General features: G+C 69.3%; 18 protein-coding genes. 13 read left to right on the top strand and 5 right to left on the bottom strand.

Going from position 1 to position 23833, the window contains the following annotated elements; translation table 11 throughout:
• Window positions 1-165 precede the first annotated feature (165 nt).
• Genes OV427_RS15510 through OV427_RS15530 form a run of 5 tightly spaced genes read left to right on the top strand, consistent with a single transcriptional unit; the run spans window position 166 to window position 4854 of the window.
• Window positions 166-987 (top strand): TadE/TadG family type IV pilus assembly protein, encoded by an 822-nt coding sequence (locus tag OV427_RS15510; protein ID WP_267856887.1) that lies wholly within the window; start codon window positions 166-168, stop codon window positions 985-987.
• 29 nt (window positions 988-1016) lie between these two features.
• A complete protein-coding gene (locus tag OV427_RS15515; RefSeq protein ID WP_267856888.1) occupies window positions 1017-2645 on the top strand; it encodes a TadE/TadG family type IV pilus assembly protein in 1629 nt (542 codons plus the stop codon).
• A gap of 10 nt (window positions 2646-2655) precedes the next feature.
• Entirely contained in the window at window positions 2656-3765 is a 1110-nt protein-coding gene (locus OV427_RS15520; protein WP_267856889.1) for a TadE family protein, read from the top strand.
• Between the two features lie 43 nt (window positions 3766-3808).
• Window positions 3809-4657 carry a hypothetical protein gene (locus OV427_RS15525; protein ID WP_267856890.1) on the top strand — a complete coding sequence of 283 codons (849 nt, stop codon included), beginning with the start codon at window positions 3809-3811 and terminating at the stop codon, window positions 4655-4657.
• A complete protein-coding gene (locus tag OV427_RS15530; RefSeq protein WP_267856891.1) occupies window positions 4654-4854 on the top strand; it encodes a hypothetical protein in 201 nt (66 codons plus the stop codon). The genes OV427_RS15525 and OV427_RS15530 overlap by 4 nt, the downstream gene beginning before the upstream one ends.
• Window positions 4855-4868: 14 nt before the next feature.
• Here OV427_RS15530 and OV427_RS15535 read toward each other — a convergent pair whose 3' ends face one another.
• Window positions 4869-5459 carry a hypothetical protein gene (locus OV427_RS15535; RefSeq protein ID WP_267856892.1) on the bottom strand — a complete coding sequence of 197 codons (591 nt, stop codon included), beginning with the start codon at window positions 5457-5459 and terminating at the stop codon, window positions 4869-4871.
• Between the two features lie 206 nt (window positions 5460-5665).
• Between OV427_RS15535 and OV427_RS15540 the strand changes: the two genes are divergently transcribed.
• Complete coding sequence (locus OV427_RS15540) at window positions 5666-6256, top strand: hypothetical protein (protein ID WP_267856893.1); 591 nt, start codon at window positions 5666-5668, stop codon at window positions 6254-6256.
• A 3-nt stretch (window positions 6257-6259) separates the two neighbouring features.
• Here the strand turns inward: OV427_RS15540 and OV427_RS15545 are convergent, their stop codons facing one another.
• Entirely contained in the window at window positions 6260-6877 is a 618-nt protein-coding gene (locus tag OV427_RS15545) for a hypothetical protein (RefSeq protein WP_267856894.1), read from the bottom strand.
• Window positions 6878-7188: 311 nt separating this feature from the next.
• On the opposite strand from OV427_RS15545, the gene OV427_RS15550 reads away from it, so the two are divergent.
• The 5 genes from OV427_RS15550 to OV427_RS15570 all read left to right on the top strand — a co-directional run bounded on the left by OV427_RS15550 (window position 7189) and on the right by OV427_RS15570 (window position 12773).
• Window positions 7189-7590 carry a hypothetical protein gene (locus OV427_RS15550; RefSeq protein ID WP_267856895.1) on the top strand — a complete coding sequence of 134 codons (402 nt, stop codon included), beginning with the start codon at window positions 7189-7191 and terminating at the stop codon, window positions 7588-7590.
• Window positions 7591-7612: 22 nt separating this feature from the next.
• Entirely contained in the window at window positions 7613-9415 is a 1803-nt protein-coding gene (locus OV427_RS15555; RefSeq protein ID WP_267856896.1) for an acyl-CoA dehydrogenase, read from the top strand.
• 99 nt (window positions 9416-9514) lie between these two features.
• On the top strand, window positions 9515-10324 hold the full coding sequence (locus tag OV427_RS15560; RefSeq protein WP_267856897.1) for a hypothetical protein: 810 nt from the start codon (window positions 9515-9517) through the stop codon (window positions 10322-10324).
• 238 nt (window positions 10325-10562) lie between these two features.
• Window positions 10563-11405, top strand: coding sequence for a hypothetical protein (locus OV427_RS15565; RefSeq protein ID WP_267856898.1), 843 nt, complete (start codon window positions 10563-10565; stop codon window positions 11403-11405).
• A gap of 159 nt (window positions 11406-11564) precedes the next feature.
• Complete coding sequence (locus OV427_RS15570; RefSeq protein ID WP_267856899.1) at window positions 11565-12773, top strand: DUF1615 family protein; 1209 nt, start codon at window positions 11565-11567, stop codon at window positions 12771-12773.
• 18 nt (window positions 12774-12791) lie between these two features.
• On the opposite strand, the gene OV427_RS15575 is transcribed toward OV427_RS15570, so the two are convergent.
• From OV427_RS15575 to OV427_RS15585, 3 genes are all read right to left on the bottom strand, one after another.
• Window positions 12792-14408, bottom strand: a complete 1617-nt coding sequence (locus OV427_RS15575) for a hypothetical protein (RefSeq protein WP_267856900.1) — start codon at window positions 14406-14408, stop codon at window positions 12792-12794.
• A 119-nt stretch (window positions 14409-14527) separates the two neighbouring features.
• A complete protein-coding gene (locus tag OV427_RS15580) occupies window positions 14528-16003 on the bottom strand; it encodes a M16 family metallopeptidase (protein WP_267856901.1) in 1476 nt (491 codons plus the stop codon).
• Window positions 16000-17406 carry a M16 family metallopeptidase gene (locus OV427_RS15585; protein WP_267856902.1) on the bottom strand — a complete coding sequence of 469 codons (1407 nt, stop codon included), beginning with the start codon at window positions 17404-17406 and terminating at the stop codon, window positions 16000-16002. The genes OV427_RS15580 and OV427_RS15585 overlap by 4 nt, the downstream gene beginning before the upstream one ends.
• A gap of 200 nt (window positions 17407-17606) precedes the next feature.
• On the opposite strand from OV427_RS15585, the gene OV427_RS15590 reads away from it, so the two are divergent.
• Both OV427_RS15590 and OV427_RS15595 read left to right on the top strand, forming a co-directional pair.
• Complete coding sequence (locus OV427_RS15590; protein ID WP_267856903.1) at window positions 17607-19085, top strand: hypothetical protein; 1479 nt, start codon at window positions 17607-17609, stop codon at window positions 19083-19085.
• Window positions 19086-19130: 45 nt separating this feature from the next.
• Window positions 19131-23792, top strand: coding sequence for a hypothetical protein (locus OV427_RS15595; protein ID WP_267856904.1), 4662 nt, complete (start codon window positions 19131-19133; stop codon window positions 23790-23792).
• The last annotated feature ends 41 nt before the right edge of the window (window positions 23793-23833 follow it).

The following is a 23833-nucleotide window of genomic DNA, read 5'->3' on the forward strand; positions in this document are numbered from 1 at the left end:
CCGCCAGGGTAGCGCAATCAAGTTACGAGAGAAAGAGACTGTCGCCCGGCGGACAGGAAAGCCAGACACGAGGGCATTCCCTTTCAAAGCCTTGCAGTACAATTGCGATGGGCCTTCAGACGCGGGCCAGACTAAGGGCAATCCACTACAAGCGTTTGAGGGGCCATGCACCCGACCCGCCGACCCAAGTCCTCTCAGTCAGGCCAGGTGGCCGTCGAAACCGCGCTCGTGGTCCCGATGATGATCTTCCTCGTGCTGGGCATCATCCAGCTCGGCATGGTGCACCACGCAAGGCTGATGACGGAGTACGGCGCCTACCGCGCCGTCCGGGCCGGCATCGTCAACCATGGCGACTGCGGCATCATGGAGCGGGCCGCACTGGTGGCGCTGACTCCCACGCTGGGGCCGCTGAAGGGCATGTCTGGCCGCGTAGATACCATTGAGCAGGCTGTCAACCTCAACGAGGCATATGCCCTGGTTGTTCTCGGACCCGGGGCTCCACCGCCATTCTACCCAGCGGGCCCACTCCCCTTGCTGCGGGTGCAGGTTGTCAACCCCAGGGCGAGCCAGCTTATCAGTCTGTTCAACACCTACGGCTCCCATATGCGTGGACAGGAAATCGATTACGACGACATTCGGGATGACCAGGTCATCGGAGCCAACCTTCTCTCCGTGCGGCTCACCTACTTCTATGAGCTGCGCATCCCCTTCGCGAACTGGCAACTCCACAGCTTCTACATGGGCCGTGAGTACCTGGATGAACTGCGAGGCATTCAGTTCGAGAACAAGCGCGTCGGGGGACAGTCCGCCACGCGATACCTGGAGCGCCGGGGCGCTGAGCGAAGTGAGGACCACAAAAGCGCGGCCAGCCTGGCGGAGAGCGGCCGGTATGTCATGCCCCTGGTCGCCACCTGGTCCATGCGCATGCAGTCGAACTACTTGAACAACCCCCGGCACGGTCCAGGTCGCTGCGCCACCGACAACTGAGTCGCGCTCCCCGCCCACGGAGAATGTGAATGTTCAACCTCTTGAGAAGGATGCGCCGCGACGAGCGTGGGCAGGCCATGGTCATCGCCGTCGTGGCCATGCTGGTGCTGGCCGTCAGCGTGATGGCCTCGGTGAGCATCGGGCATGGGGTCTACGAGAAAATCAAGCTGCAGGATGCCGCCGACGCGCAGTCCTACACGTTCGCGGTGAAGGAGGCGCGAGCCTACAACTTCCTGGCCTACACCAACCGAGCCATGATCGTGCACTACTCGGCCATGCTCACGGTGATGTCCTATGTGAGCCATGCCGTGTACCTGGACCAGACCATCAAAGCCACGTCGAAGGTGCTCAAGGCCCTTCCAGGAATAGGCGCCCTCCTCACGGCGGTCTCACAGGCCATCAAGGTCTGGAAGGGCGCGGTGGACGCAGCAGCCCAGGCGCTCATCCCCATCCTGACGGAGCTCAATGTCGCACTCTGGCTCGCTCAGGAATCCATGATGGTCGGCACATTCCTGGGCCTGTTCCTGGATAAGAACACTCCGGATGTCTACAAAAGCACGGACCCCAAGTCATTCCCAGGCTTCGATGGCGTTGTCTATCAATCGGAATCCGGCTCGGAAATCACCGTCGACTCCTTCAATTTTTCGAACCTGAAGAATTTCCTCCACGTCATCGACGATGGTCCCCGAAGCCGCGATACCCAGGTCAGCCTGGACGATCCTACAGGACTCAGAAAACGCGCGGCATTGCTTCAGCGCAATGCGCTCTCCAACGCCAACATGGCGAAGTACCGACTGCTGATGGGCAACCTGGCCAACTCCGTACGCCGTGAGTGGACCGCCGTAGGGACAGGCCCGTTTCTCCTTGGACGCCAGTGGGAACTGGACCTCTGTGTCGCCATCGGGCAGGTGCGTATCAAGAAGACGGCCGACAGCCAGATCAAGAGCTTCGCGGAGGACTTCCAGGGCAATCGCAAGGACCAGCTCTACGCCGCCGATGACATCACGATTGACGTGCGTCCGGGCTGCGGCTTCCTTCCCTGGAATACGGTGTTCGAGTTGCACGCCCGTGTCGCCGCGGACGCGCGTGATGGCTTCCACAAGGATGACGGTGCGCGCATGAGCCACCGGCATCACCCCTGGACCGGCATCACGCCCTTCCTGACGTCGGATACGAGCTTCATCAAGCCCTGGGAGAACCACTTCGGCTACCCATGCAACATTGTCATCCTGTCCAAGGACATGAGGCCTCAAGACATGAGATCTCAAGAAGACGGCCAGGAGCAGGACAAGCCATTCCAGATGACCTCCCTCTCAAAGAGCGGCTTCATGGAGGAGAACAGCTCAGGCACCTTCGATGACCCGGCGAAAGGAATCAGGGGAGGCCTGCTCGACATGACCTGGCGCCATGTCGGAGATGACACGAGGTCCGATGGCTGGTCCTTCCTGGGTAGAACAAAAGGGATGATGGCCATGGCGGTGGGGCGCGCCATCTATCACCGTCCGGGTGACTGGCAGGAGGAGCCGAACTTCTTCAATCCACTCTGGACGGCCCGGCTGGCCTCTGTGAAGACACATTGGGAGCAGAAATTGATTCAAATGGCTACTCCTGAACTGGACCTCAACCAGCCTCGCTTCAGCGACACGCTCAACTACTGACGGAGACACCATGAATGGGCGCAAGCGCGGAGCTCAACGGGGCGCAGCGACGGTGGAACTCGCGCTGGTGGCTCCCATCCTGGTAGTGCTGGTCCTCTGGGCCAACTACTTCTGGGAGTTGCAGCGAGTTCGCCTCAAGGCCGCGGAACTGGCTCGCTTCATGGCCTTTGAGCGCACCGTGCGGACAGACCTGACGGGCATCACCGTCGAAGCAAGGAAGCGCTACCAGGACCTCGATGGATCGACCCGGACGGGTGAGCTTGGAACGGCCTTTCGCAACCGGCTCACTCTCGAGGTCGTCCAGGTTGAAAATGAACCTGCGCCCCTCATTGAAGTGCCCCTGGAGAACCGCGCCAGAGTGGGCAACGCGAGCAGGTTTCTCACCCCGGTCACGAGGGAGCTTGGCGCCAATGCGGAAGACGTTGCCCGGGAGATGGAGCTGAACCTTGATGAAGGCGCCGTCCTGGCGAAGGTGAGGTTCGAAATCAAGAACGGCATCATCCCCGACCACATCGCCCTCTACACGACTGGCTTGGGCGGCGACTGGCTGGACCTCTCCATGACCGAGCAGTTCTTCCTTGTCCATGACACCTGGCGGGCATGGGCGCCGGGAGACAATCCGCTCGACAGCTACGCGGCCGTGGAGCAGCACACCTTCGACCGCACGCAACACATCGTCTACAAGGGTGTGAAGCAACAGGCAGGTGGAGCATTGAGCGCCATTGGCGGCATGGCGTCGATGTTCCGCTTGGACAACATCGACGCCAAATCCTACATCCGGGAGTCGGTCAAGATTCTGCCAGTGGGTGTGGCGGCCGACTATTCCGCGGTGACCGCAACCTACACAGTGCCTGGGAATGTGCTTCACGCGGCTTATTGGAAGGACGACACCACTCCCTGTTTTGGGACCTGCGAGCCGGAGGGCATCAAGCAGAAGCGCGGCCTCATCAGCGGCGGCGCAGACGGCGAAAACTGGCCCATGCGGGCCTACAACTGCCGCGGTGAGTTCTTCCAGGGCGCCGCGAAATCCGAGCTTCCTGAGTCGGTGTATGGCGCGCACAACACCGAAAACAATGTCGGTCGTGAGTATCACAACTATGGAGACCGAGCGTGTCAGTAATGAACCTGGCCTCCTGCACCGCACGCCTCGGAGTCGCAGGAGCATGAAGTCATTCCTGGACCGGACAGGCACCCTCACGCGAGTGGTCGGGCTGGGAGGCCTGCTGCTCCTGGTCGCGACCGCGGCCACGTTGCGCGAGCCTCCACCCGAACCGACGGCGAAACCTCCCCCATCACCCCAGGACCTGCCGCCCGTGCAACCCGTGCCGCAGGTCGGGTCGGGGCGCATGCAGCGCATCTTCCCCGAATACCCGAAGGCGACCGTCATCCCCATGGGACGACTGGAAGCCAATGGCAATCCGATGGAGATGGCCTACTTCGAGACGCCGGGCTCCGCCCCGGAGGTGCTCGAGTTCTACGCCCGCGAGTTCCGTAGGCGCGGCCACCGCGTCGTCAACCAGCCCGACGGCGCCGGAGGCGGAGCCGTCAACTACTACGACGCGACACGCGGCGCGCTCATCTCCGTCACCGCCATTGGCGTGGGAGGCAAGCAACCGCGAACCCTGGTGTTCCCCTCCATCGTCGATGCGCCCCAGGGAGTCCATCTCAAGAGCAGCGTGCCGGACTCGCTGCCACGCCCTCCCGGAGCCGTGACGGTGCTGCGTGTGGATGACAGCAACCCGGGCCCCGCCGAGGGAAGCACCACGGTCACCGAGGTCGCCACCGGCACTCCGCGCATGCTCGCGGATTTCTACCTCGAGCAACTCCGGGGACGCGGCTTCTCGCAGGTGGAGTCGCGCTCAGGGGCCCAGGGCGTGGAGTCGCGGGATTTCGAGCGGCCCGGTGAGCGCATCTCCCTCTCCATCTCGCCCGTTTCGAAGGACGGGGTGCCCGAATCGTTCGTCACCGTGGTCCTGGAGCGGACCACTCCTACCGAGGAGCACCGACCATGAAGGGATGGATGTCCCGCCCGTACCGCTGGCTGAGGCGCTCCCGCTCACGCGGACAGGCGGCGGCGGAGTTCTCCCTCCTGCTGATGGCCCTGCTGGTCCTCATGGGCGGCATTGCCTCCTTTGCTCCCGACATGCTCGCGGCCTTCACCATCTACGTGCGCGGGTTCTACATCGTGCTCGGGTATCCGCTGGGTTGAGCGGCGTCGGCACCTCACTGCCCCTGCATCCGGGGGATGGCAATGGGCACGGTGCCCAGCTCGGGGCGAGCACCCGTGCCCGTCTTCCGGGCCACCCAGGTGGCCTCGGCATCGCGAACGGACTCCACGCCGAACACCGGCACCTTCGCCGTGCTGACCACCACCACCGTGCCGCCCTGCTCCCGCTTGAAGGTCCGCTGGTGCGCCCGTCCCGCGAAGACGCCTCCACGCACGTCTGTCTCCTTCTCCGCCGACAGCGCACCTCGCAGCTCGGGCTGGTCCACGTACAGGTCGACGGGGATGGAGATGGGCGCGTTGGGTGGAACGGAGACGGCCAGCCGCTCCACCCTGGGGCGCTTGCCCCCGATGACCCAGACCACCACCAGCGTGCGCGGCGTCGTGCCGTAGTCCAGCTCCACCTGGTACAGCGGGCTGCCATCCTCGCGGCGAATCGTCTCCCCCACCACGGCGGCGCGCACGGGGAAGCGCCCCTGCTTCGAGCTGAACTCGTACTCCACCCAGGTGCCGACCACGGGCTGGAACTCGCCGTAGAGCAGCGGTGGAGGCACCAGGGCCCGCGCCTCGGCCAGGCGCGAGGGGTCCACGATGGTGGCGCCATCCCCTGGAGCCGGAGTCCCGGCGTCGGCAGGGGAAGCAGGCCCAGGCCCTCGCGAACCGCCGTCATCGGGCGGCGCCGCGCCAAGCAACAGATTGCAGCAGAGAAGCACCGTCGGGAGGCGCGCCATGGAAGCCACACTATCAAGAGCGCTGTCTCGGGTTCGAGGCAAAAGCCAGACATGAAGGAACGCACATGAGCAGGGCATGGATTGTCATGGGAGCGCTGCTGTGCCTCCTGGCTTCACCCGCGCGCGCCCAGGACGTCGCTCCCGGAGGGATGCTCGGGCTGCCGCTCGTCGTCCGCTCGGGCGGCTGGGCCCGCTACGTGGCGGAGTCCTCGGACGGCCCCACGCAGTTCGTGGTCAAGGTCGGTGCGCCCGGGAAGCACGGCGGCCGGAGCGGCCGGTGGCTCCTCCTCGAAATCGAGGTGCCCTCCACGGGCCGCGTCGCCCTGCACTTCCTCGTCGAGGGAGAGCGCTTCACGGCCGACAAGGTGCTCCTGCTGCGGGTGCTGGTGCCCGGCCAGACGCCGCGCGAGTCCTCGGACGCCTTCGCCGACGCGAAGAAGCCGCCACGTCAGCCTCGCGTGCTCCGGAGAGGCACGGAGACGGTCGCTGGCCGGAAGCTCGAGGTGACGGAGTACTCCTATCCGGAAGGGCTCACCGCGGAGTGGTCTCCCTCGGTGCCCGCGCTGGGACTGGTCCGGGTCTCCGGGCCCCAGCCCTTCCAGCTCGTCGCCTTCGGCACCGGGGGCGACCCCTGGAGGGGCGCGGCGACGCCCTGAGCGTCAGGGGCGCCCCGGGCGCGAGGCGAGTCCCACCTGGAGGAGCGTCCCGCGCACGGTGCCCGCATCCGCGTCCGCGAGCCGGGCCTCCAGGCGCAGCACCATGCCGCGCCCCGCATGGAGGAGCACGCGAGGCGGCTCGCCCTCCTGCTTGCGCAGGCTGAACCACTCCAGCTCGGAGAACCGCGTCCGCCGGCCCAGCGGGTCGATGAAGCTGTCACCGCCCAGGAAGAGGGCGGGCACGACGCGCAGGCCGATGCCGCCAAGCCACGCCGCCAGCCCCAGACAGAACGTCCCCAGGGCGGGCCGCCCCTCCGTGTAGAGGAGGTGGAGCCCCAGCAGCCCCAGCACGCCCATCGCCATGAGCACCTGCACATAGGTGCCGACGCGCGCATGGGCATCGAGGACTCGCAGCACGCGGGCCCGGGACAGCATCCACGCGCCATGGAGGGACAGGAGCGCGAGCCCCACCGCCGCCACGGCCACGCCCAGGTCAATCATCCCCCGGCGCCCGCCCAGCGCCTGCGACTCCCGGACGAGCCCCGCCGCGCAGCCGCCGAAGAACACCAGCGCCAGCACGTGGAAGCCGACAGCGAAGCGGGGGAACGCGGGAGTCCTCATGCGGAGCCGTGAGCGCATCACACCGCGGGCCTGGAGAGGCGCGGAATGTGTCGGCTCCCGTCGGGTAGCCGACCTGGCAGGCGCCAGCCCTGCTTCCCCCCCTGCCCACGGACGGACGGCGCCGGGGCACCCCTACATGGCGGGCCTGCCTGCCCGTCATCAACCTTCCCAGACGGATGTCCCGCGGTGAGGGGGCCTGCGTCCGGGGGAGTGTGAGTCCCATGTGGAGTCCTTCGTTCCGCAGAGCGAAACGCACGCCCTGGCGGCCGCGAGGTCCGCGCGCGGGAGTGCTGGGCCCCAGGACGGCGGCGGTGACCTTCGCGCTGCTGGAGGTCCTGTCCCTGCGGCGCGCGCCAGGTGGCGGAGCGACGCGCGCCCGCGTGAATCGCGGCCTGGCCTTCGCCGCCCTCGGAGGCGCGACGCTGCGGCTGCTGAAGGCCCGCCTGGAGAAGCACCTGGGCCAGGGGAGTCGACGGGCCCACCGCTGGGGCTCTCGCACGGAGACCCTGCGGGAGCCGGTCGAGACGGCGCTCACCGTGGCGCTGCTCGGCGCGCTGGCGCTGCCACTCATGGTGGAGCAGGAGCCGAAGGCGCCGACCGGAAGGAAGCCGGTACCTCCGCGTGGGACGGAGACGGCGTCCGCGCGCTCGGTAGATGACGGTGAGGAGGACGGGGACGACCTGGGCCTCAATGGGGCCATCGCGTCCTGGTAGCGCTCCTGTTAACACCGGGGGCATGACCGCGCCTCGCCCCAACCCGCTGCTGTCGGACCGCGACGTGGACTTCCAGCTCTATGAGGTGCTGGACGCCGCGTCCCTCTGCGCGCTGCCTGCCTTCTCCGAGCACTCGCGCGACACCTTCACCCTGCTGCTGGACAGCACCCGCCGCTTCGCCCGCGAGGTGCTCTACCCCACCTACCGCCCCATGGACGCGGAGCCGCCGGTGTTCAAGGACGGCCGCGTCCACGTCCATCCGCTGATGCGCAAGCTCTACCCACAGATGGTGGAGCTGGGCCTGCTCACCGCCACGCGGCCACCGGAGGTCGGCGGTCAGCAACTGCCGCTCACCGTGCACGCGGTGTCCAGCGCGTACCTCATGGCGGCCAACCTGAGCGCCTTCGCGTACGTGGGGCTGACGCTGGGCGCGGCGCACCTGCTGGAGGTGTTCGGCTCGCCCGAGGTGCAGGAGATGTTCATGGCGCCCCTGTACCGGGGCGAGTGGACGGGCACCATGGCCCTCACCGAGCCGCAGGCGGGCAGCAGCCTCGCGGACGTGAGGACGCGCGCCACGCCCGCGCCGGACGGCACCTGGCGCATCCAGGGCTCGAAAATCTTCATCAGCGGCGGCGACCAGGACTTCACCCAGAACGTCGTCCACCTCACGCTGGCGCGCACCGAGGGCGCCGAGACGGGCGTGAAGGGCATCTCCCTCTTCGCGGTGCCGGCGCGGCGGCTCGAGGGCGGGAAGCTGGTGGACAACGACGTCCGCGTGGCGGGCGTCATCCACAAGATTGGCTGGAAGGGCATCCCCAGCCTCGCGCTCAACTACGGCGAGGAAGGCGACTGCCACGGCTGGATGGTGGGCCCGCCCGGGCGCGGGCTGGCGTGCATGTTCCAGATGATGAACGAGGCCCGCATCATGGTGGGCATGAACGGGGTGGCCACCGCGCTGGTGGCCTACCACGAGGCGGTGGCCTACGCGCGCGAGCGCCCGCAGGGCCGTCCCGCCGGCATCCGCGACGCCACGCGCCCGCAGTCGCCCATCATCGAGCACGCGGACGTGCGGCGCATGCTGCTGCGGCAGAAGGCGATTGTAGAGGGCGGCCTCTCGCTGCTGCTCGCCGCGTCGTACCAGGCGGACGTGGCGCTGCACGGGACGGACGAGGACTCGCGCAAGCGCGCGCAGCTGCTGGTAGACCTGCTGACGCCGGTGGCGAAGACCTTCCCCGCGGAGCGGGGCTTCGAGGCCAACGCGCTCGCGGTGCAGGTGCACGGCGGCTACGGCTACTCCAGCGAGTACCCGCCGGAGGCGTGGCTGAGGGACCAGAAGCTCAACAGCATCCACGAGGGCACCACCGGCATCCAGGGCCTGGATTTGCTCGGGCGCAAGGTGGTGGCGGGAGGAGGCGCGGCGCTGCAGTCCTTCAGCGAGGAGGTGGCGGCGACGGTGGCGCGGGCGCGCAAGGCGGGCGTGGAGGCCGCGTGGTGCGACGCGCTGGAGGCGGCGCTGGGCGAGGTGGCGGAGGTGGTGGGAGCGCTGGGCGCGCGCGGCATGTCCGGCGAGGTGGAGTTGATGCTGCGCCACAGCGCGGACTTCCTGGACCTGTTCAGCGTGCTCGCGGTGGCGTGGCGTTGGTTGGCCCAGGCGGCGGCGGCGAAGGAGGGCCTGGCGCGCGGAGGCGACGGGGACTTCTACGAGGGCAAGCTGGCGGCCGCGCAGTACTGGTTCGCCGTGGAATTGCCCCGCGTGCCCCTGCTGGCCTCGCTCTGCCGGACGGGCGAGGACTCCTACGCTCGCATGCGCCCCGAGTGGTTCTGACCGGTTCGCACGCCTGCCCGGCTGCCCTCTGCTCCCTGCGCATGAGCAGGCCTGCACGTTTCTGATGCACCGATTGTTGGTGCTCGTAAGATGTAAAGGGTGACTGTTTCTTTCCACCTGTGCCAACCCGGCGGCGGCGCTTCGTGTGGCGCCTGCTGTGGCCTGTACAACTTCCGGGACCACTCGCGCGCGGCGCTGACGGAGCAGCTCGCGATGCAGACGGAGCGGTTGCGCCGGGTGCCCTGGGAGGCGTCGGCCTGGCAGGAGGCGGCGCGCGAGCTCATCGCGGCGCGGCGCGCGGAGCCGATGTTCTCCGCGGTGCGGGTGTGCCCGTTGCTGGGGTTCCTGGACAAGGACCGCAAGCAGGTGGGCTGCCTGGGGCACCCGCTGGTGACGGGCGGGACGGACCTGCGCGACTGCGGCGTGTACCGCGCCTCCGTGTGCGAGACCTTCACCTGTCCGTCCTTCGGTTGGCTCACGGACGCGCAGGCGCGACTGGTCCAGGCAGCGTGCGCGGACTGGTACCTGTACGGACTGGTCATCACCGACGTGGAGTTCGTGCGCGGCTGCCTGCGACTCATCGAGTGGGAGCTGGGCGGGCCGGCAAAGCCCGAGGTGCTGGTGGAGAAGCCGGAGGTGCTCGCGGCGGTGCGCAAGCTCTTCGCGCTGAAGGAGACCGCGCCCCGGCGCGACGCGAAGGCCACGGTGTTCGGCCGCTTCGGCCGGGACACCGACGGCGAGCCGGTGCCGCGCACGGTGGACTACGTGCGCCTGGGCATGCGCGCGTCGCCCGAGGACGACGTGGTGCTGTGCCTGGGCTACACGCCCCAGGACTCCACCGAGCTGATGGCGGCGAGGGAGCTGGTGCGCTCGCACGTGAAGGCCGTGTCGCGCCTGCTCGCGAGCTGAGCCGGGCCGGGAAGGAACATTCCTTCCACGAGTCCGCCTCCCGGAGGAGTGGGTCCCGGGTGCCGTGCCATTCCGGGGCCTGAAGGAGTCACGCCATCGTCCGCCACCGCACATCCCAGGTGGCCACCGTCCACCCGCCACCGTGTTACCGGTGACGTCGCTCCCACCCTGACGGGCAAGCACGCAGCTTGCAGCGGCAAGCCGCGAGTCAATTCGGATGGGAACGCGAGGTGGTCGGATGGGCAGTCGATGGGTGTGGGTGGGAATGGTGGGACTCTGCGCGTTGACCTCGGGGTGTCACGAGCGTGGAGAGGGCAACACTTCTTCGGCGGCTCCGCGCGTGGAGGCGGCGACGCCGGACACCGCGGAGGCGGGGGCACTGGGGGTCCGGGCGCCGGTGACGAATGCGGTGGCGCAGGGCCCGGTGGCCCAGCCCGGCACGGCGGAGCGGCGCGCGCCGCCCACCGGCACGCAGGTGCGTGAGCCGACCGGAGCCGGCTCGACGGCCAGCGCTCCGGCGGGAGCCAACGCGGCGACCCCGGGCAGCCAGCCCGCGGCGTCCGGAACGGCGAATACGGCCCCCCGGACCACGACACCCGGCACGGCGAACGCGAGCACGGGCACGGCAGGCACACCCGCGACGGGCACGGCCGCGGCCGGCGCTGGCACCGCGACCCCGGGAGCGACCGGCACGGCGCAGGCTCCCGCGCGAGGCGGCAGGGTGATGATTGGCTCCGAGGCGGTGCAGGCGAGCGACGATGAAGCCTGGCACCTGGGCGCGGCGCGCGCGGCGAAGGACGCGGCGACGGGAGGCAGCGGCAACGCGGGCGCGTCGCTCGAGGACGTGGTCATCGCTTCCAGCTCGGTGAGCGGGCGCGTCACGAGGGTGGGCAATGACGTCATCACCGTGAGGGACCAGGAAGGCGGCGTCTACGAGCTGCAACTGGACCGCCGCAGCCGGGGTCTGCGCCAGGGCCGCAAGGTCTCCCTGCGCGGGCTCGAGGAGGGCACGCCGGTGCGCGCGCAGTTCGTCCTCATGGGCGGCCGCACCGTCGCGCGCGACGTGCAGATTCGCCGCTAGCGACACGCTTCCTCCACGCGGCCGGGGCGTCACGCGGTATGACGCCCCGGTTCATGAATTCGCCCGGCCGCCCACCCGTCGAAGGAGCGGGCGGCATGTGGGCGATGGCACTCCACCGGCTGTTGCAGTGTCCGAGTGGGGAGCCCTGGAGGCGAGCGCATGGAGGCAGCAGCACCCCGGCAGTCCGGGACGCGGTGTCACCCCTGGCTCGCCGTGCTGCTCGCGGCCTGCGCGCTCACCGCGTGCAGGCGCGGGGCGGGCACGCTGGAGCCTTCCGTGCCGCCGCCGCCGCGGCTCACCGTGGAGCAGGTGGCGCGGCTCCTCCCACCCAACGTGAAGGAGCGCGAGGGCTGGGCACGCGACGTGCTCGCCGCGCTGGAGGTGGAGGAGCTCGCGCCCTCGCCACCCGCGGTGTGCTCGGTGCTGGCCGTCATCGAGCAGGAGTCCGGCTTCGAAGCGGACCCGGCGGTACCGGGCCTGCCGAAGCTGGTGCGCACGCGGCTGGAGTCGCACGCGGACAAGCTGGGCCCGCCAGGCCGCAAGGTGCTGGCCTCCGTGCTGGAAGGAAAGGCGCCGGGCCAGAAGCGCACCTTCGACGAACGGCTCAGCACGGTGCGCACCGAGCACGACCTGGACCTGCTCTTCCGCGACATCCTCGCGTACTACGAGGACAAGTACCCGAAGACGTACGCGCTGGCGGACCTGGCCAGCTCGCTCTTCGCAACGGGGAAGCTGGAGGACCTCAACCCCATCACCACCGCCGGCTCCATGCAGGTGAGCGTGCGGTACGCGGTGGAGAAGGAAGGCGACGACGCGGACCCGACGGAGGTGCGCGAGCGGATGTACACGCGAGCGGGAGGCGTGCGCTACGGCACCGCGCGGCTGCTGGGCTACGAGGCCGCCTACCCGGAGCCCCTCTTCCGCTTCGCGGACTACAACGCCGGCGTCTACGCCTCGCGCAACGCGGCCCTGCAGGTGCAGGTGAGCCGCCTCACGGGCCTGGCGCTGGCGCCGGATGGGGACCTCCAGCTCTACGACAAACAGGGCGAGCCGCTGGACGACGACAGCAAGTCACTCAAGGCACTGCTCGTCTTCCGCCAGCGCTACGCGCCAGAGGTCAGCGAAAGGCAGGTGCGCCGCGACGTGCGCGAGGAGAAGGAGCAGGGCTTCGAGGACACCGACACGTTCCGCGCGGTGAAGCGCGTCTACGCGCGGGAGACGGGTGAGTCGCCCGCCTATGCCCAGCTCCCCCAGGTGACGCTGCGAAGCCCCAAGCTCAAGACGGAGCGCACCACCGCGTGGTTCGCGCGCTCGGTGCAGGGGAGATTCGACAAGTGCCAGGCCCGCTACCGCGCGCTGGCGAAGTAGCGGGCCCGGCGACTCAGCTCACGGCGTGGTGAAGAAGGAGCTGATGGCCTCCGAGGAAGCGAAGGGCAGCGACTCGCCGAAGGTGAAGGGCTTGCGCTCGATGTCGGACCCGGGCGAGTCCATGGCCGCCACGCGCAGGTAGTAGATGCCCCCCGAGGGCAGCACCCCGGGCGGCAGCCGCACCTGGGTGGCCGAGCCGGGCAGGTACAAGCGGACGGACGACGTGCTGAAGAAGAGCTCCGGGTCGAACTTGTAGATGGTCACCCGGTACGCGTTGGCCGCGCCCAGCGTGGGCGCCTGCCACGAGATGACGGGGCTGGCCGAGCCCACCTCACGCGCCACACTCGCGGGCACACCGTCGATGTTCAGCTCGCGGGGCGGAGACACGCGCGGCTGCACGGGCCCCGCGACGAGGTTGTCCAGCCGGTCGTACATCACCATCGTCCCCGACAGGTAGAACTGGCTGCCCGAGCCATTCGGAATGGGCTGGAGGGTGCGGAACGAGTACTGCGCGGCGGCCACCGTGCCCCAGCTCGACGGGAACGGATTGCCGTACGTCAGCCGGCGCGTGAAGTCATACGACGCGCCCCGGGGAAGCTGCAGGGTGAGCAGCTCGCCCGAGTAGCCCACCCAGCCGTCCGACAGGCCGTGCGCGGCGGGCGTGACGTAGAAGTACGGGATGGACGGCGTGGCCGACGGGTGCACCTCGGTGGCCCGGGCGGTGTACTGGGGCAGCCGCCACTCGATGGGGAACTCCGCCATGGGCACGGGCTGCATCACCCCGGTGACGGGAAGGGGCGTGGTGCCGTCCGGGGTGAAGTCGAAGGCGCCCATCTCCACGCTGCGCACCACCGTGGAGTACGCCAGCGCGCCGCCATCCGGCAGCGTGCCCGCATCCATGGGGTGGAGCTGGTTGACGACCAGCCGGTCCCCCTTGTCCGCCTCGAACACGGGGATGGGGCCGGTGCCGGCCCACAGCTCGGAGCCGGTGGAGAGGACGCTCGTCTGCCCGGTGGGGTCGAGGTCGAGGATGTCCACGCCGCCGTACAGGTCCACCTGCCGGGAGGCCACCTGGAGGCTGGAGCCGGGCACCGAGTTGCCCTGCCACTGCGCCCACGGCGCCAGGCCCACGAGGTTGAGCTGCACGGGCGTCGTCGACTCCTGGCTGAACACGGTGTCCGCGCGGCCCAGGCGGTTGCCGCCAATGTCCACCCGCCGCTCATCGGTGACGACGTAGCTGCTGGAGCCGGTCTTCAGGTAGTACGGGCCGGAGGGCACGCCAGCGAACTGGTAGCCGCCATCCACGGCCGTGCCGGTGATGCGCGTGAAGGTGACCCCGTTGGGGACCAGCACCTCGAGCGCACGCGTGGACAGGTCATCGGTCCGCTCCGCGATGCCCACCGCGGTGTGGAAGCGGGTGGTGCTCGTCACGAGCACCGTGTCGCCGGAGGAAGTGCCGCCGTCGGACGCGCAGCCCTCGGTGATGGGCACGCCCATCCAGGTGCCGTCGCCGCCGGTGGAGTCGGTGTCCACCGGGGACTGGCCGTCCTGGAGCTGTGGCGAGGTGCCGGGCTCGCCGCCAGCACAGCCCAGCCACGTGGCACAGAGCAGGAGAGAGAAGTGACGCAGGTACATGAAACCCCCGAAAGAGTGGGAAGGGTGGAGCACCCTACCGGGGGCCTCTGACGCCGACAGGTGAGCAACCTGACATGCGCCGGCCCGAGAGGAATCGGGCCGGCGCGGTGCGAAGCGCCTCAGTTCTTCGCGGGGGCGGCGGGCGGAGCGAAGCGCTTGTCGGAGATCTTCATCTCCGTGACGGTGCCGTACTTGCGGGCCACGTCGCGGATGGCGGACGCCTTGCCGATGAGGACGACGGTGAGGTCCTGCGGCGAGGGCAGCGTGCGCTGGATGACGGCGCGCACACTGTCGCGGGTGGCGGCGGAGACGTCGCGGGCGAAGCCGTCCACGTCGCTGGAGTCGAGCCCGTAGAAGGCGAGCTCGGACAGCTTGCCGGCCACCTGCGTGCCCGTCTCCAGCGTGGGCGGGAACTGGCCCAGCACGTACGCCTTGGACGAGGCGAGCATGGCGTCGTCCATGCCGGACTGGCGGTAGCGCGAGAGCACGTCCAGCGCGAGGTCGATGGCCCGGCCGGTGGACTCCGTCTTCGTGTACGAGCTGATGACCACGGGGCCCGGGCGCGAGTTGCGGATGAAGTATGCGGCGGCGCCGTAGCTGAGGCCGGACTTCACGCGCAGCTCGGTGTTGAGCAGCGAGGTGAAGCGGCCGCCGAACACGGTCTCCGCCAGTTCCACGGCGACGCGGTCCGGGTCGTCACGGGAGATGCCGGTGTTGCCAATCCAGAAGTACGTCTGGGTGGCGTCCGGCTTGTCCACGAGCAGCACGCGGCGGCCCTTGGACGCGGTGGTGGCGGGCACCTCGGGAGCCGGCGAGGCGGCCTTCGCCCAGCCGCCGAGCGCGGACTCCAGCTTCGCGGCGAGCGCCTTCGCGTCGAAGTCGCCCACCACGGAGAGGATGAGCCGGTCCGCGCCGAGCTGGTTCTTCGCGTACGCGAGCACGTCCTCGCGGGTGAGGCCCGGGAGGGACGCCTCGCTGCCCTTCACGGGAGCGCCGTACGGATGGCTGGTGAAGTGGAACGCCTGGAAGTACGAGCCGATGAGGGCGCGCAGGTCTCCGTCCTTGGCGGAGGCGATTTCGGACACCATGCGCTCGCGCGTCTTCTCCAGCTCGTCCTGGGAGAAGCGCGGGCGGGTGAGCATGTCGGTGAGCAGTTCCACCATCAGCCCGGTGTCGCGAGACATGAACTGGCCGTTGATGATGAGGGCCTCGAGGGTGGGCAACACCTCGAGGGTGGCTCCCACGCCGTCCACGGCCTCGGCGAACTGGCGGGCGTCACGAGGGCCGGCGCCCTTCTGCATCAGCTCGCCGGTGAGGGCGGCCAGGCCCTCCTTGCCGGCGGGAGCGCCGAGCGCACCGCCGCGAATCCACGCGCTGAACGAGACGAGCGGCAGATTCCTCCGCTCCACGAGGAGCAGCTTCGCGCCGTTCTTCAGCGTGACGGTGGTGGGCTTGGGGAGCGTCACGCCCTGCGCCGGAGCCGGAGCAGGCGTCGCCGGCTTCGGAGCCGGAGTGGCGGGGCCCTGCGCGGCGGAGGGGAAGGAGGAGAGCAGCAGCGAGCTGAGCAGGACCTTCCAGGAGAGGGGCGCCATCATCGCGTGGCCTCCTTGCGGGTGTCGGGGGTGGCGTCCTTCTCGTCGGTGGGCACGAGCCACCCGACGGTGCGGCGCTGGGAGTTGAAGATGCGCGCGGCGACCTTGCGCACGTCCTCGCGGGTGACCTTCTCGAACCGTGCGGGGGCGTCGAAGAGCTGGCGGTAGTCGCCGCGGAAGACCTCGGCGGTGCCGAGAGCGCGGCCACGGCCGTCATTGGTCTCCAGGCCGCGCCAGTAGCCGGCGAGGGCGATGTTGCGCGCCTTGCGCAGCTCCGCCTCGGTGACGCCGTCCTTCACGACACGGTCGAGCTCCTCGGTGAGCATCGCCTCCACCTTCGCGAGGTCACCGCCGGGGGGCAGGTCCGCCTGAATCCAGACGAGCGACGGGTCGAAGCCGGGGGAGAACAGGGGCTCGACCTTGATGGCGACGCGGGCCTCCTCGACGAGGCGGCGGTGCAGGCGCGAGGAGTCGCCGTCGGCGAGGATGCGCAGGAGCAGGTTGAGCGCCTCGGCGTCCGCGTCCTTCCCGGAGATGCCGTGGTAGGCGAGCTGGAGGATGGGGGACTGGGCCAGCTTGCGGACGACGACGCGGCGCTCCCCGTGCTGCTCGGGCTCCTGGGTGCGGACGGGAGCGGGGGCGGGCTGGGAGGGGATGGGCTCGAGGTACTTCTCCGCGAGCGCGAAGATTTCGGCGGGGGTGACGGCGCCGGTGACGATGAGGGTGCTGTTGTTGGGGGCGTAGTACGTCTTGAAGTAGCGCTGGAGGTCCTCGAGCTTCCAGGACTCGATGTCCGACGGCCAGCCGATGACGGGGAACTGGTACGGGTGGGCGACGTAGGCGGTGGCCTGGACCTGCTCCTGGAGGGCGCCGGCGTTGTAGTTGTCCACGGAGGAGCGGCGCTCCGAGTAGACGACGCCGCGCTCGGACTCGATGACCTTGGGGTCGAAGGCGAGGTTCTGGAGGCGGTCGGCCTCGAGGTCGAAGATGAGCTCGAGGGCGGAGCGGGGGAACCACTCCATGTAGACGGTGACGTCCTCGGAGGTGAAGGCGTTGTTGGCGCCGCCGTTGGCCTCCATGACGCGGTCGAACTCACCGGGGCCGTACTTCTTGGCGCCGTTGAACATCATGTGTTCGAAGAAGTGGGACAGGCCGGTGATGCCGGGGTACTCGTTGCGGCTGCCGACGCGGAACCAGTTGTAGAGGACGGCGTTGGGGATGTCCTGGTCGGGCCAGACGATGACCTTCATCCCGTTCTTGAGGGTGCGCGCCTCGATGCTGGCGCCGAGCTTCTGCGTGGTGGCCGGGGAAGGCTTGGACGCCGCCCTGCCCTGCCCCTGCGCGCCCGCGACGGGGGCCGCGAGCAGGGCCAGGCAGGACGCCCAGAGTAACGACTGACGGAACATCCGTACTCCTGTCGTGAGGAAGACGCCCGGGAACGGACGCGCGGGCACCATATTCCAGGTGCCGTCCTCCCGTGTGACTCAGCGGGGTGGTCGCGGCCCCTCGCCTCCCCTCCGCCGGAAAATCCCTGGATAATCCACCTCGGAGCTGGCGTCCGTCCCCCTCCCGGGGCGGCGCCGCCGCACACCCCAGGGGAGCGCCGATGCCGAACATCCGGGTGATGAACTGGAACATCCAGGACCTGAGCTGGAACAAGATTCAAATCAACGGCATGGCCACCGCCATCGCGCGCACGGTGGTGGCCCAGCAGGTCGACATCCTCGTGGTCGTCGAGGTGTGCAAGACGAACGTCGCACTCCTCATGAACCACCTGTCCGCGGCGCTGAACGCGGCGGCCGGTGGCGGAACCGCGTACCAGTCCTGGTTCCTCTCTCATGAGACCGGCACCGAGCACTATGGCTTCATCGTGAAGGACCTGGGGCTGGTGCGTCCCCTGCGATACCAGCCGAACGTGAACACGCCGGATGGAACGGCGGCCAGTCCGCTGCGGAACCTGGAGCAGGTGCGCTGGACCTCGTGGCCGGACAACAACACCTGGGGCCAGGTGCCCGCCCCGCTGCCGAACCCGCCCCGCATTCCCCTGGTCGATATCCACTCCCGGAGGCCCCGGGAGCGCCAGGCCAGCGCGAAGCAGTTCCGCGGACAGACGCTGCAGCACGGAGGCTACTCGGAGGGGCTGGGCTACCGGATGCCCTGCCTGGCGCTCTTCAAGGTGAGGACCGCCAACGGCGCCTACATCCTCCCCATCGTCTGCTGCCACTACGCGGCCGTGCGCAGCAGCACGCAGAACAACTTCCTGGCGCAGTCGCAGGTGAAGCAGCTCCCCCAGTTGCACATCGCCCGGCTCTACTCGAAGGAGCAGCACCTCTACGTCAACCCGGCCCAGAATCCCCCTCCGCTCTCCGGCCACCTGGACATCGACGGCGGCGCCAACCCGAGCCCTGGGACGCTGGTGCAGAACATCCTCTTCACCGGGGACTTCAACCTCGACTTCCAGTCGAACTCGGGTGCGGTGAACGCGGCGCACATCCCGCGCGCGAACCGCCTGGCGTACGACGCCATCACGCCGACGCAGGAGGCGGGAGGCTCCGCGACGCCGGCCGCCCAGCCCGGCAACGCGCCCCAGGGCAACGCCCCCAACGTGCCCTTCACCGCCTTCAGCGACCCGCCCGTCACCAGCGACATCCTCCCCCAGCGGCTCCGGGCCGCGGTCACCACGGAGGGCACCATCTTCCGTGAATACGACCCCGCCAACCCGCCGGCCAACGTGCCGGTGAACACCCAGGTCATCCGGGGGGCGACGTACGACAACTTCTTCTATGGCGGCGCCCAGGTCCGCAACACGGTGGGCAACTTCGGCGTCGGCAACGTGGACACGGGCCACGTCATCGACCTCGCGGCCAACATCATCCAGCCGGGAGCCGTGCCCGCCGCGGGACAGATTGACGTCTCCGGTCCCGCCGCCCACTTCGCCGCCCTGGGAAGGCGCAACGCCACGCACGCCCCGAACCTCCAGGCGAACGTCAACGCCAACCAGCCGCTCAACAACATCGACCGGTGGATTGGCGCGGGCCTGGTGAGCGACCACGTGCCCGTCGTCCTCGAGTTCGTCTGCCCCTGAGCCCGGCGCGTCCGGCTTCCCCTTCCTTCCGAACAGGAGTGCCCCATGCTCGCCATGGCTCCCATCGACGTCACGACGCTCAAGGCGCGCCTCTCCGCCGCGCTCGCGTCCTCCCCCTTCCAGGTCGGCGGTGCCGTCCTCGGGTCCGAGCCCCTCTCCCAGCTCCTCACCCGCCACCTCGGTGCGGACACTCTCGTGATGGAGCGCGCGAGCAGGACGTCCGAGACGGCCACCTCCGTCACCGTGAGTGGCACGCTCGCGCAGCCGTACCGCGGCCTCTCCGGCCTCAATGCCACCGCGACATTCACCGTCGTCGACGGCGTGGCGCACGTCTCGCTCCGCCTGACGGGGCTGCCCGCCGGCTGGAAGCCCTCGAACACGTTCCCCGCGCTGAAGGGCACCCACTTCGACCTGTTCTCCTACGCGGCGCCCGAGCTGACCCTCGCCTCCACGGGCGCGCCGTCGCTGCCTCCGGACTTCGCGGAGCACTTCGGCTTCCCGGCCCTGTCCCAGGGTCTGCGGCAGCAGGCCGTCACGGGCCTCGGCCTGCGCGCCACGCTCTCGCCGCTGCCGGCGCTGGGGAACCTGAGCTGGCTCCTGGGCGACAGCTCGCGCTGGGAGGCCACCGGCGCCATCGTCTTCCACGGAGAGCTGCCGAGTCTCTGCCTCACCGCCGCGCCCCAGAAGCCGCTGAGCCTGGCGGGCTATGACATCCCCTTCGCTCCGAGTCTCGGCAGCACTCCCGTCGAGCGGCAGGATGGTCAGCCGCCGGGCTTCGTCTCCACCTGCCTGCGGCTGGGAGCGGAGGTGTCGAAGGACGTGGGCGGTGCGCAGCCGCTGCGGCTCCCGTTCGTGGTGCGGCTCCACTCGCGCACGCTGGACGTGCTCACCGTCGAGTGCCGCCCACCCGCCGGACAGGGCCTCACCTTCGGCCAGCTTCCGCACCTGCTCGCGGGGTCCGCGCTGGACGCGCTCGTGCCGGACAGCCTGCCGGCGATGGACGACCTCCAGCTCCAGGAGCTGATGCTCTCGGTGGCGCCCGGGAGCCGGCGGCTGGTCGCCCTCGGCGTGACAGTCGCGTACGCCCGGCCCCAACCCTGGGTGGTGCTGGATGGACTGCTCACCTTCGAGCAGCTCGCCGTCACCTTCACCTACGCCCCCTCCAGTCCCAGCCCCCTCACCGCGGAGGTGGCGTGCCTGGGCACGCTGGGCGGCGGCACGCTTGAGGCCTCCATCGACCTGCCCTCGCTGGCCTTCGCCTGCAAGCTTCGAGAGGGGAGCACCGTGGACGTCGCCTCGCTGGTGCGTCATGCCGCGGGCGACTCGCTCTCCATGGAGCAGGTGCGCTGCACCGGGCTGAGGCTGCTCGGCAACGTGAACCAGAAGCAGTTCCACCTGCAGGCGCTCGTCTCGGACGTCTGGTCCTTCTCGCTGGGCAGCACGCCGCTGGAGCTGACCGGCATCTCCCTGGGGCTGGGCTACTCGCCGAGCCGGGGCTGCACGGGTGGACTGGCGGGCACCTTCTCCATTGCCGGCACGGAGCTGCGCGTCAGCGCCACGTACGAGGGCACCGGCCAGGGCTGGAGCTTCGCCGGCGGCACGGAGGGCGAGCAGAACATTCCCCTGACGAAGCTGATGGATGCGGCGCTCGACTTCTTCGGCCTGTCGCTGCCCGCCAACGCGCCGGAGCTGACGCTGCGCAACCTGAAGATGTCCTTCGACACGGGGACGCGGAGCTTCGGCTTCCAGGCGCTCAGCACCACGGAGCTGCTGGGGACGGCGTTCGACCTGGGTGTGGAGCTGGGGCTGTCGCGCACGCGGGAGGGTGCCTCGACGAAGACGTTCCAGGGCTACCTGTGGCTGGGCGACAGCGCCTTCGTGCTGGACTATCTCACCACCCCGCAGACGCAGATGCTCCACGCCATGTGGAGGCTGCAGGACCCGGCGGAGCGCCTGGGCGTGGACGACCTCGCCCGCGCGCTGGGCCTCACGCCGCCGTCCCTTCCCGGCGGCCTGGACGTGGGGCTCACCTCCGCGTCGCTCACGTATCGCTCCGCCACGGCGACGACTCCGAGCCAGCTCCAGGTGCAGGGCACGCTCGGAGCGTCGTGGAACCTGAAGTTCGGCGGCGGGGCGCCCGTGGAGCTGCGCACCATCACCGTGGGGCTCGACAGCGGGCCCACGAAGCAGCTCACGGGCCGGTTCGGCGGCACGGTGGAGGTGCTGGGGGCGAAGACGACGTTCCAGCTCGCGGTGCCGGGCGCCTTCCGCGTCGCCGCGGCGCTGCCCCGGTTCGAGGTGGACCTGTCACGCCTCATCTCGGACGTCGCTGGCAGCAGCTTCGACCTGCCGGAGTGGTTCCCGAGCTTCACACTTCCCCAGACGGAACTGTTCGTGGAGCAGCGCACGGACGCGGGCCGCTCCACCTTCAGCTTCGGCCTCTACGCGCGCCCCGAGTCGCTCGGCGTCATCGCGGTGCAGGTGCTGCGCACCGATGGCCGCTGGGGGCTCGCGGCGGGGCTGAACCTGGACATGGTGCGGCTGTCGGACGTCCCGGGCCTCGACATGCTCGCGCCGTTCGACGAGGTGTTCGCCTTCGAGAAGCTGCTCCTCGCGGTCGCCACGCAGACGCTGCCCGGCTTCACCTTCCCGGACCCGAAGGCGCTGGCGAACCCCACGCTCCAGTCGAGCCCCGTGTCCCTGCCTGTCCTGGCGGGCGGACTGCTGGAGGGCTTCACCCTCTACTCGCGGATGCGGTTCGGCGGGGACGCGACGGCGAACATCCTCCGGAAGTTCCTGGGCGTGCCCGTGGACGGCACGCTCGACATCACGCTCCAGATTGGGAGGGACCCGAAGAAGAGCTCGCGGCTCTCCGCGGCCGTGGCGTGCACCATCGATTCGAACACGCGGCTCACCGGCAGCTTCGGCGCGCTGATGGAGAACGGCGCCTTCGGCCTCTTCCTCGACGGGCTCGTGAAGACGACGGTGGAGGGCCAGCCGCTCACGTTCGACGTGAGGATGTCCGCGGTGCCCCTGGGCGTGTACCTCACCGGGACGATGAAGGGGACGCTGTCGTTCTCCTGCGTGAAGCTGACGAACCTGGCGCTCATGGTGGGCATCAACACGCAGGCCATCCCCACGCTGGGCCTGGCCGCGACGGTGGACGTGGCCCGCTTCAACAGCTCCATCGCGGTGCTGTTCGACTCCGTCAACCCGAGCCGCAGCATGTTCGCCGGCGCGGTGAGCGAGCTGACGCTGCAGGACGTCGTCACCGCCCTCGCCGGCGCGACGGTGCCCGCCGCGCTGGGCACCGTCCTCTCGGGCTTCGGCCTCCATGGCACCCGCACCTTCCTGCTTCCCGACACGGTGGCGGGGGCACTCGATGCGCGGGACGTCGCCACGGTGTCCGAGGCATTCCAGAGCCACGGTCAGGTGCGAATCCCCGCCACGCTCCAGTCGGCGCTGCTGACGGTGAACGCGCGCGGCCAAGTGTGGCACCTGACGGACCTGACGACGATGACGCACTACGAGCTGAAGCGCGACGGGACGAACATCCGCGTCTCGCTGCAGCCGCAAATCTACTGCGCGCCGCAGGCCACCTCGATTGGAGCGCTCTCCTTCCCCATGGGCTTCCAGGTGCATGGAGGCCTGGAGTTCTTCGGCCTCCGCGCCGAGACGGACGTCATCATCAACCCGATGAAGGGCATCGCCGTGGACGCGGACGTGGAGCCGCTCGTCATTGGCAAGCGCGAGCTGCTCTCCATCACCGGCTACCAGGGGAAGAGCCGCCCGCGCCTGTCGCTGTCCACCTTCTCGCAGCCGCAGCTCGAAGCGGCCTGGCGCGAGCCGCACGCCTTCCTGTCCGCGGGCCTGAAGCTGCTGGGCCTGGAGGTGGCCGGGCTGTTCATCTCCATCTCCGAGGGAGGCTTCGCCTTCAGCGTGACGCAGCGGCCGAGCCCGGTGCTGCTGTACGAGCTGGACGCCCGCTTCAAGAACCCGAGCGACTTCCGGTGCACGGGCCGGGTGGAGCTGGGCATCGACACGACGCTGGACCTGGCGGTGCGAGGCACCGTGAAGCTACAGACGCGGGTCGATGGGAAGCTCGACCTGGGGTACTCGGGCGGCAAGCTGTGGGCCCGGTGCACCGGTGGGTTCAGGGTTGTGGGGATGGGCTTCGATATTGCCGCGTTCGACCTCGCCATCGAGGACGACACGCTGGTGGCACTGCCGAAGGTCCTCCAGGACAAGGTGGAGGCACTCGTCCGGAAGGTGCTCGAGGAGGGGACCCAGTGGCTGCTGTGGGTGCGCCAGGGCGCCATCCTGGGGGTGGAGACGGCCGAGGCCGTCGCGGGCGTGCTGCTGAGCCACTACCACTACGCCCCTGACGCGGCGGCCGAGGGCCTTCGCATGCTCAACTACGGCGGCGCCGAGGCCGCGCAGGCGCTGGAGACCGTCTACAAGCTCGGAGGCGACGCCGCGGGCAAGATGCTCAAGGCCGCGGGCTACAGCGCGAAGCAGATCGCCGCTGGCCTGAACACGGCCTACGGCTGGACGGCGACGCACACCGCGCGGTTCTTGAAGGACACGCTGAAGTACGGAGACGACACCGTCAACGCCGCGCTCGAGGCCGCCGGGTACGCCTCGAAGGACATCAAGAAGGCGATGAAGTCCGTCTTCGGCTGGTTCGAGGACCTCTTCGACCTGTAGGAGTCCGTGCCGCGAGGGCGCAGGCGCCGAGCACGCCGCGG

Source organism: Pyxidicoccus sp. MSG2 (genome assembly GCF_026626705.1).
Lineage (GTDB): Bacteria > Myxococcota > Myxococcia > Myxococcales > Myxococcaceae > Myxococcus.

Excerpts from the sequence above, each read along its gene's own strand:
- OV427_RS15510 (WP_267856887.1), top strand. The coding sequence starts at position 166 with ATGCACCCGACCCGCCGACCCAAGTCCTCTCAGTCAGGCCAGGTGGCC.
- OV427_RS15515 (WP_267856888.1), top strand. The coding sequence starts at position 1,017 with ATGTTCAACCTCTTGAGAAGGATGCGCCGCGACGAGCGTGGGCAGGCC.
- OV427_RS15520 (WP_267856889.1), top strand. The coding sequence starts at position 2,656 with ATGAATGGGCGCAAGCGCGGAGCTCAACGGGGCGCAGCGACGGTGGAA.
- OV427_RS15525 (WP_267856890.1), top strand. The coding sequence starts at position 3,809 with ATGAAGTCATTCCTGGACCGGACAGGCACCCTCACGCGAGTGGTCGGG.
- OV427_RS15530 (WP_267856891.1), top strand. The coding sequence starts at position 4,654 with ATGAAGGGATGGATGTCCCGCCCGTACCGCTGGCTGAGGCGCTCCCGC.
- OV427_RS15540 (WP_267856893.1), top strand. The coding sequence starts at position 5,666 with ATGAGCAGGGCATGGATTGTCATGGGAGCGCTGCTGTGCCTCCTGGCT.
- OV427_RS15545 (WP_267856894.1), bottom strand. The coding sequence starts at position 6,877 with ATGAGGACTCCCGCGTTCCCCCGCTTCGCTGTCGGCTTCCACGTGCTG.
- OV427_RS15555 (WP_267856896.1), top strand. The coding sequence starts at position 7,613 with ATGACCGCGCCTCGCCCCAACCCGCTGCTGTCGGACCGCGACGTGGAC.
- OV427_RS15565 (WP_267856898.1), top strand. The coding sequence starts at position 10,563 with ATGGGCAGTCGATGGGTGTGGGTGGGAATGGTGGGACTCTGCGCGTTG.
- OV427_RS15570 (WP_267856899.1), top strand. The coding sequence starts at position 11,565 with ATGGAGGCAGCAGCACCCCGGCAGTCCGGGACGCGGTGTCACCCCTGG.
- OV427_RS15575 (WP_267856900.1), bottom strand. The coding sequence starts at position 14,408 with ATGTACCTGCGTCACTTCTCTCTCCTGCTCTGTGCCACGTGGCTGGGC.
- OV427_RS15580 (WP_267856901.1), bottom strand. The coding sequence starts at position 16,003 with ATGATGGCGCCCCTCTCCTGGAAGGTCCTGCTCAGCTCGCTGCTGCTC.
- OV427_RS15585 (WP_267856902.1), bottom strand. The coding sequence starts at position 17,406 with ATGTTCCGTCAGTCGTTACTCTGGGCGTCCTGCCTGGCCCTGCTCGCG.
- OV427_RS15590 (WP_267856903.1), top strand. The coding sequence starts at position 17,607 with ATGCCGAACATCCGGGTGATGAACTGGAACATCCAGGACCTGAGCTGG.
- OV427_RS15595 (WP_267856904.1), top strand. The coding sequence starts at position 19,131 with ATGCTCGCCATGGCTCCCATCGACGTCACGACGCTCAAGGCGCGCCTC.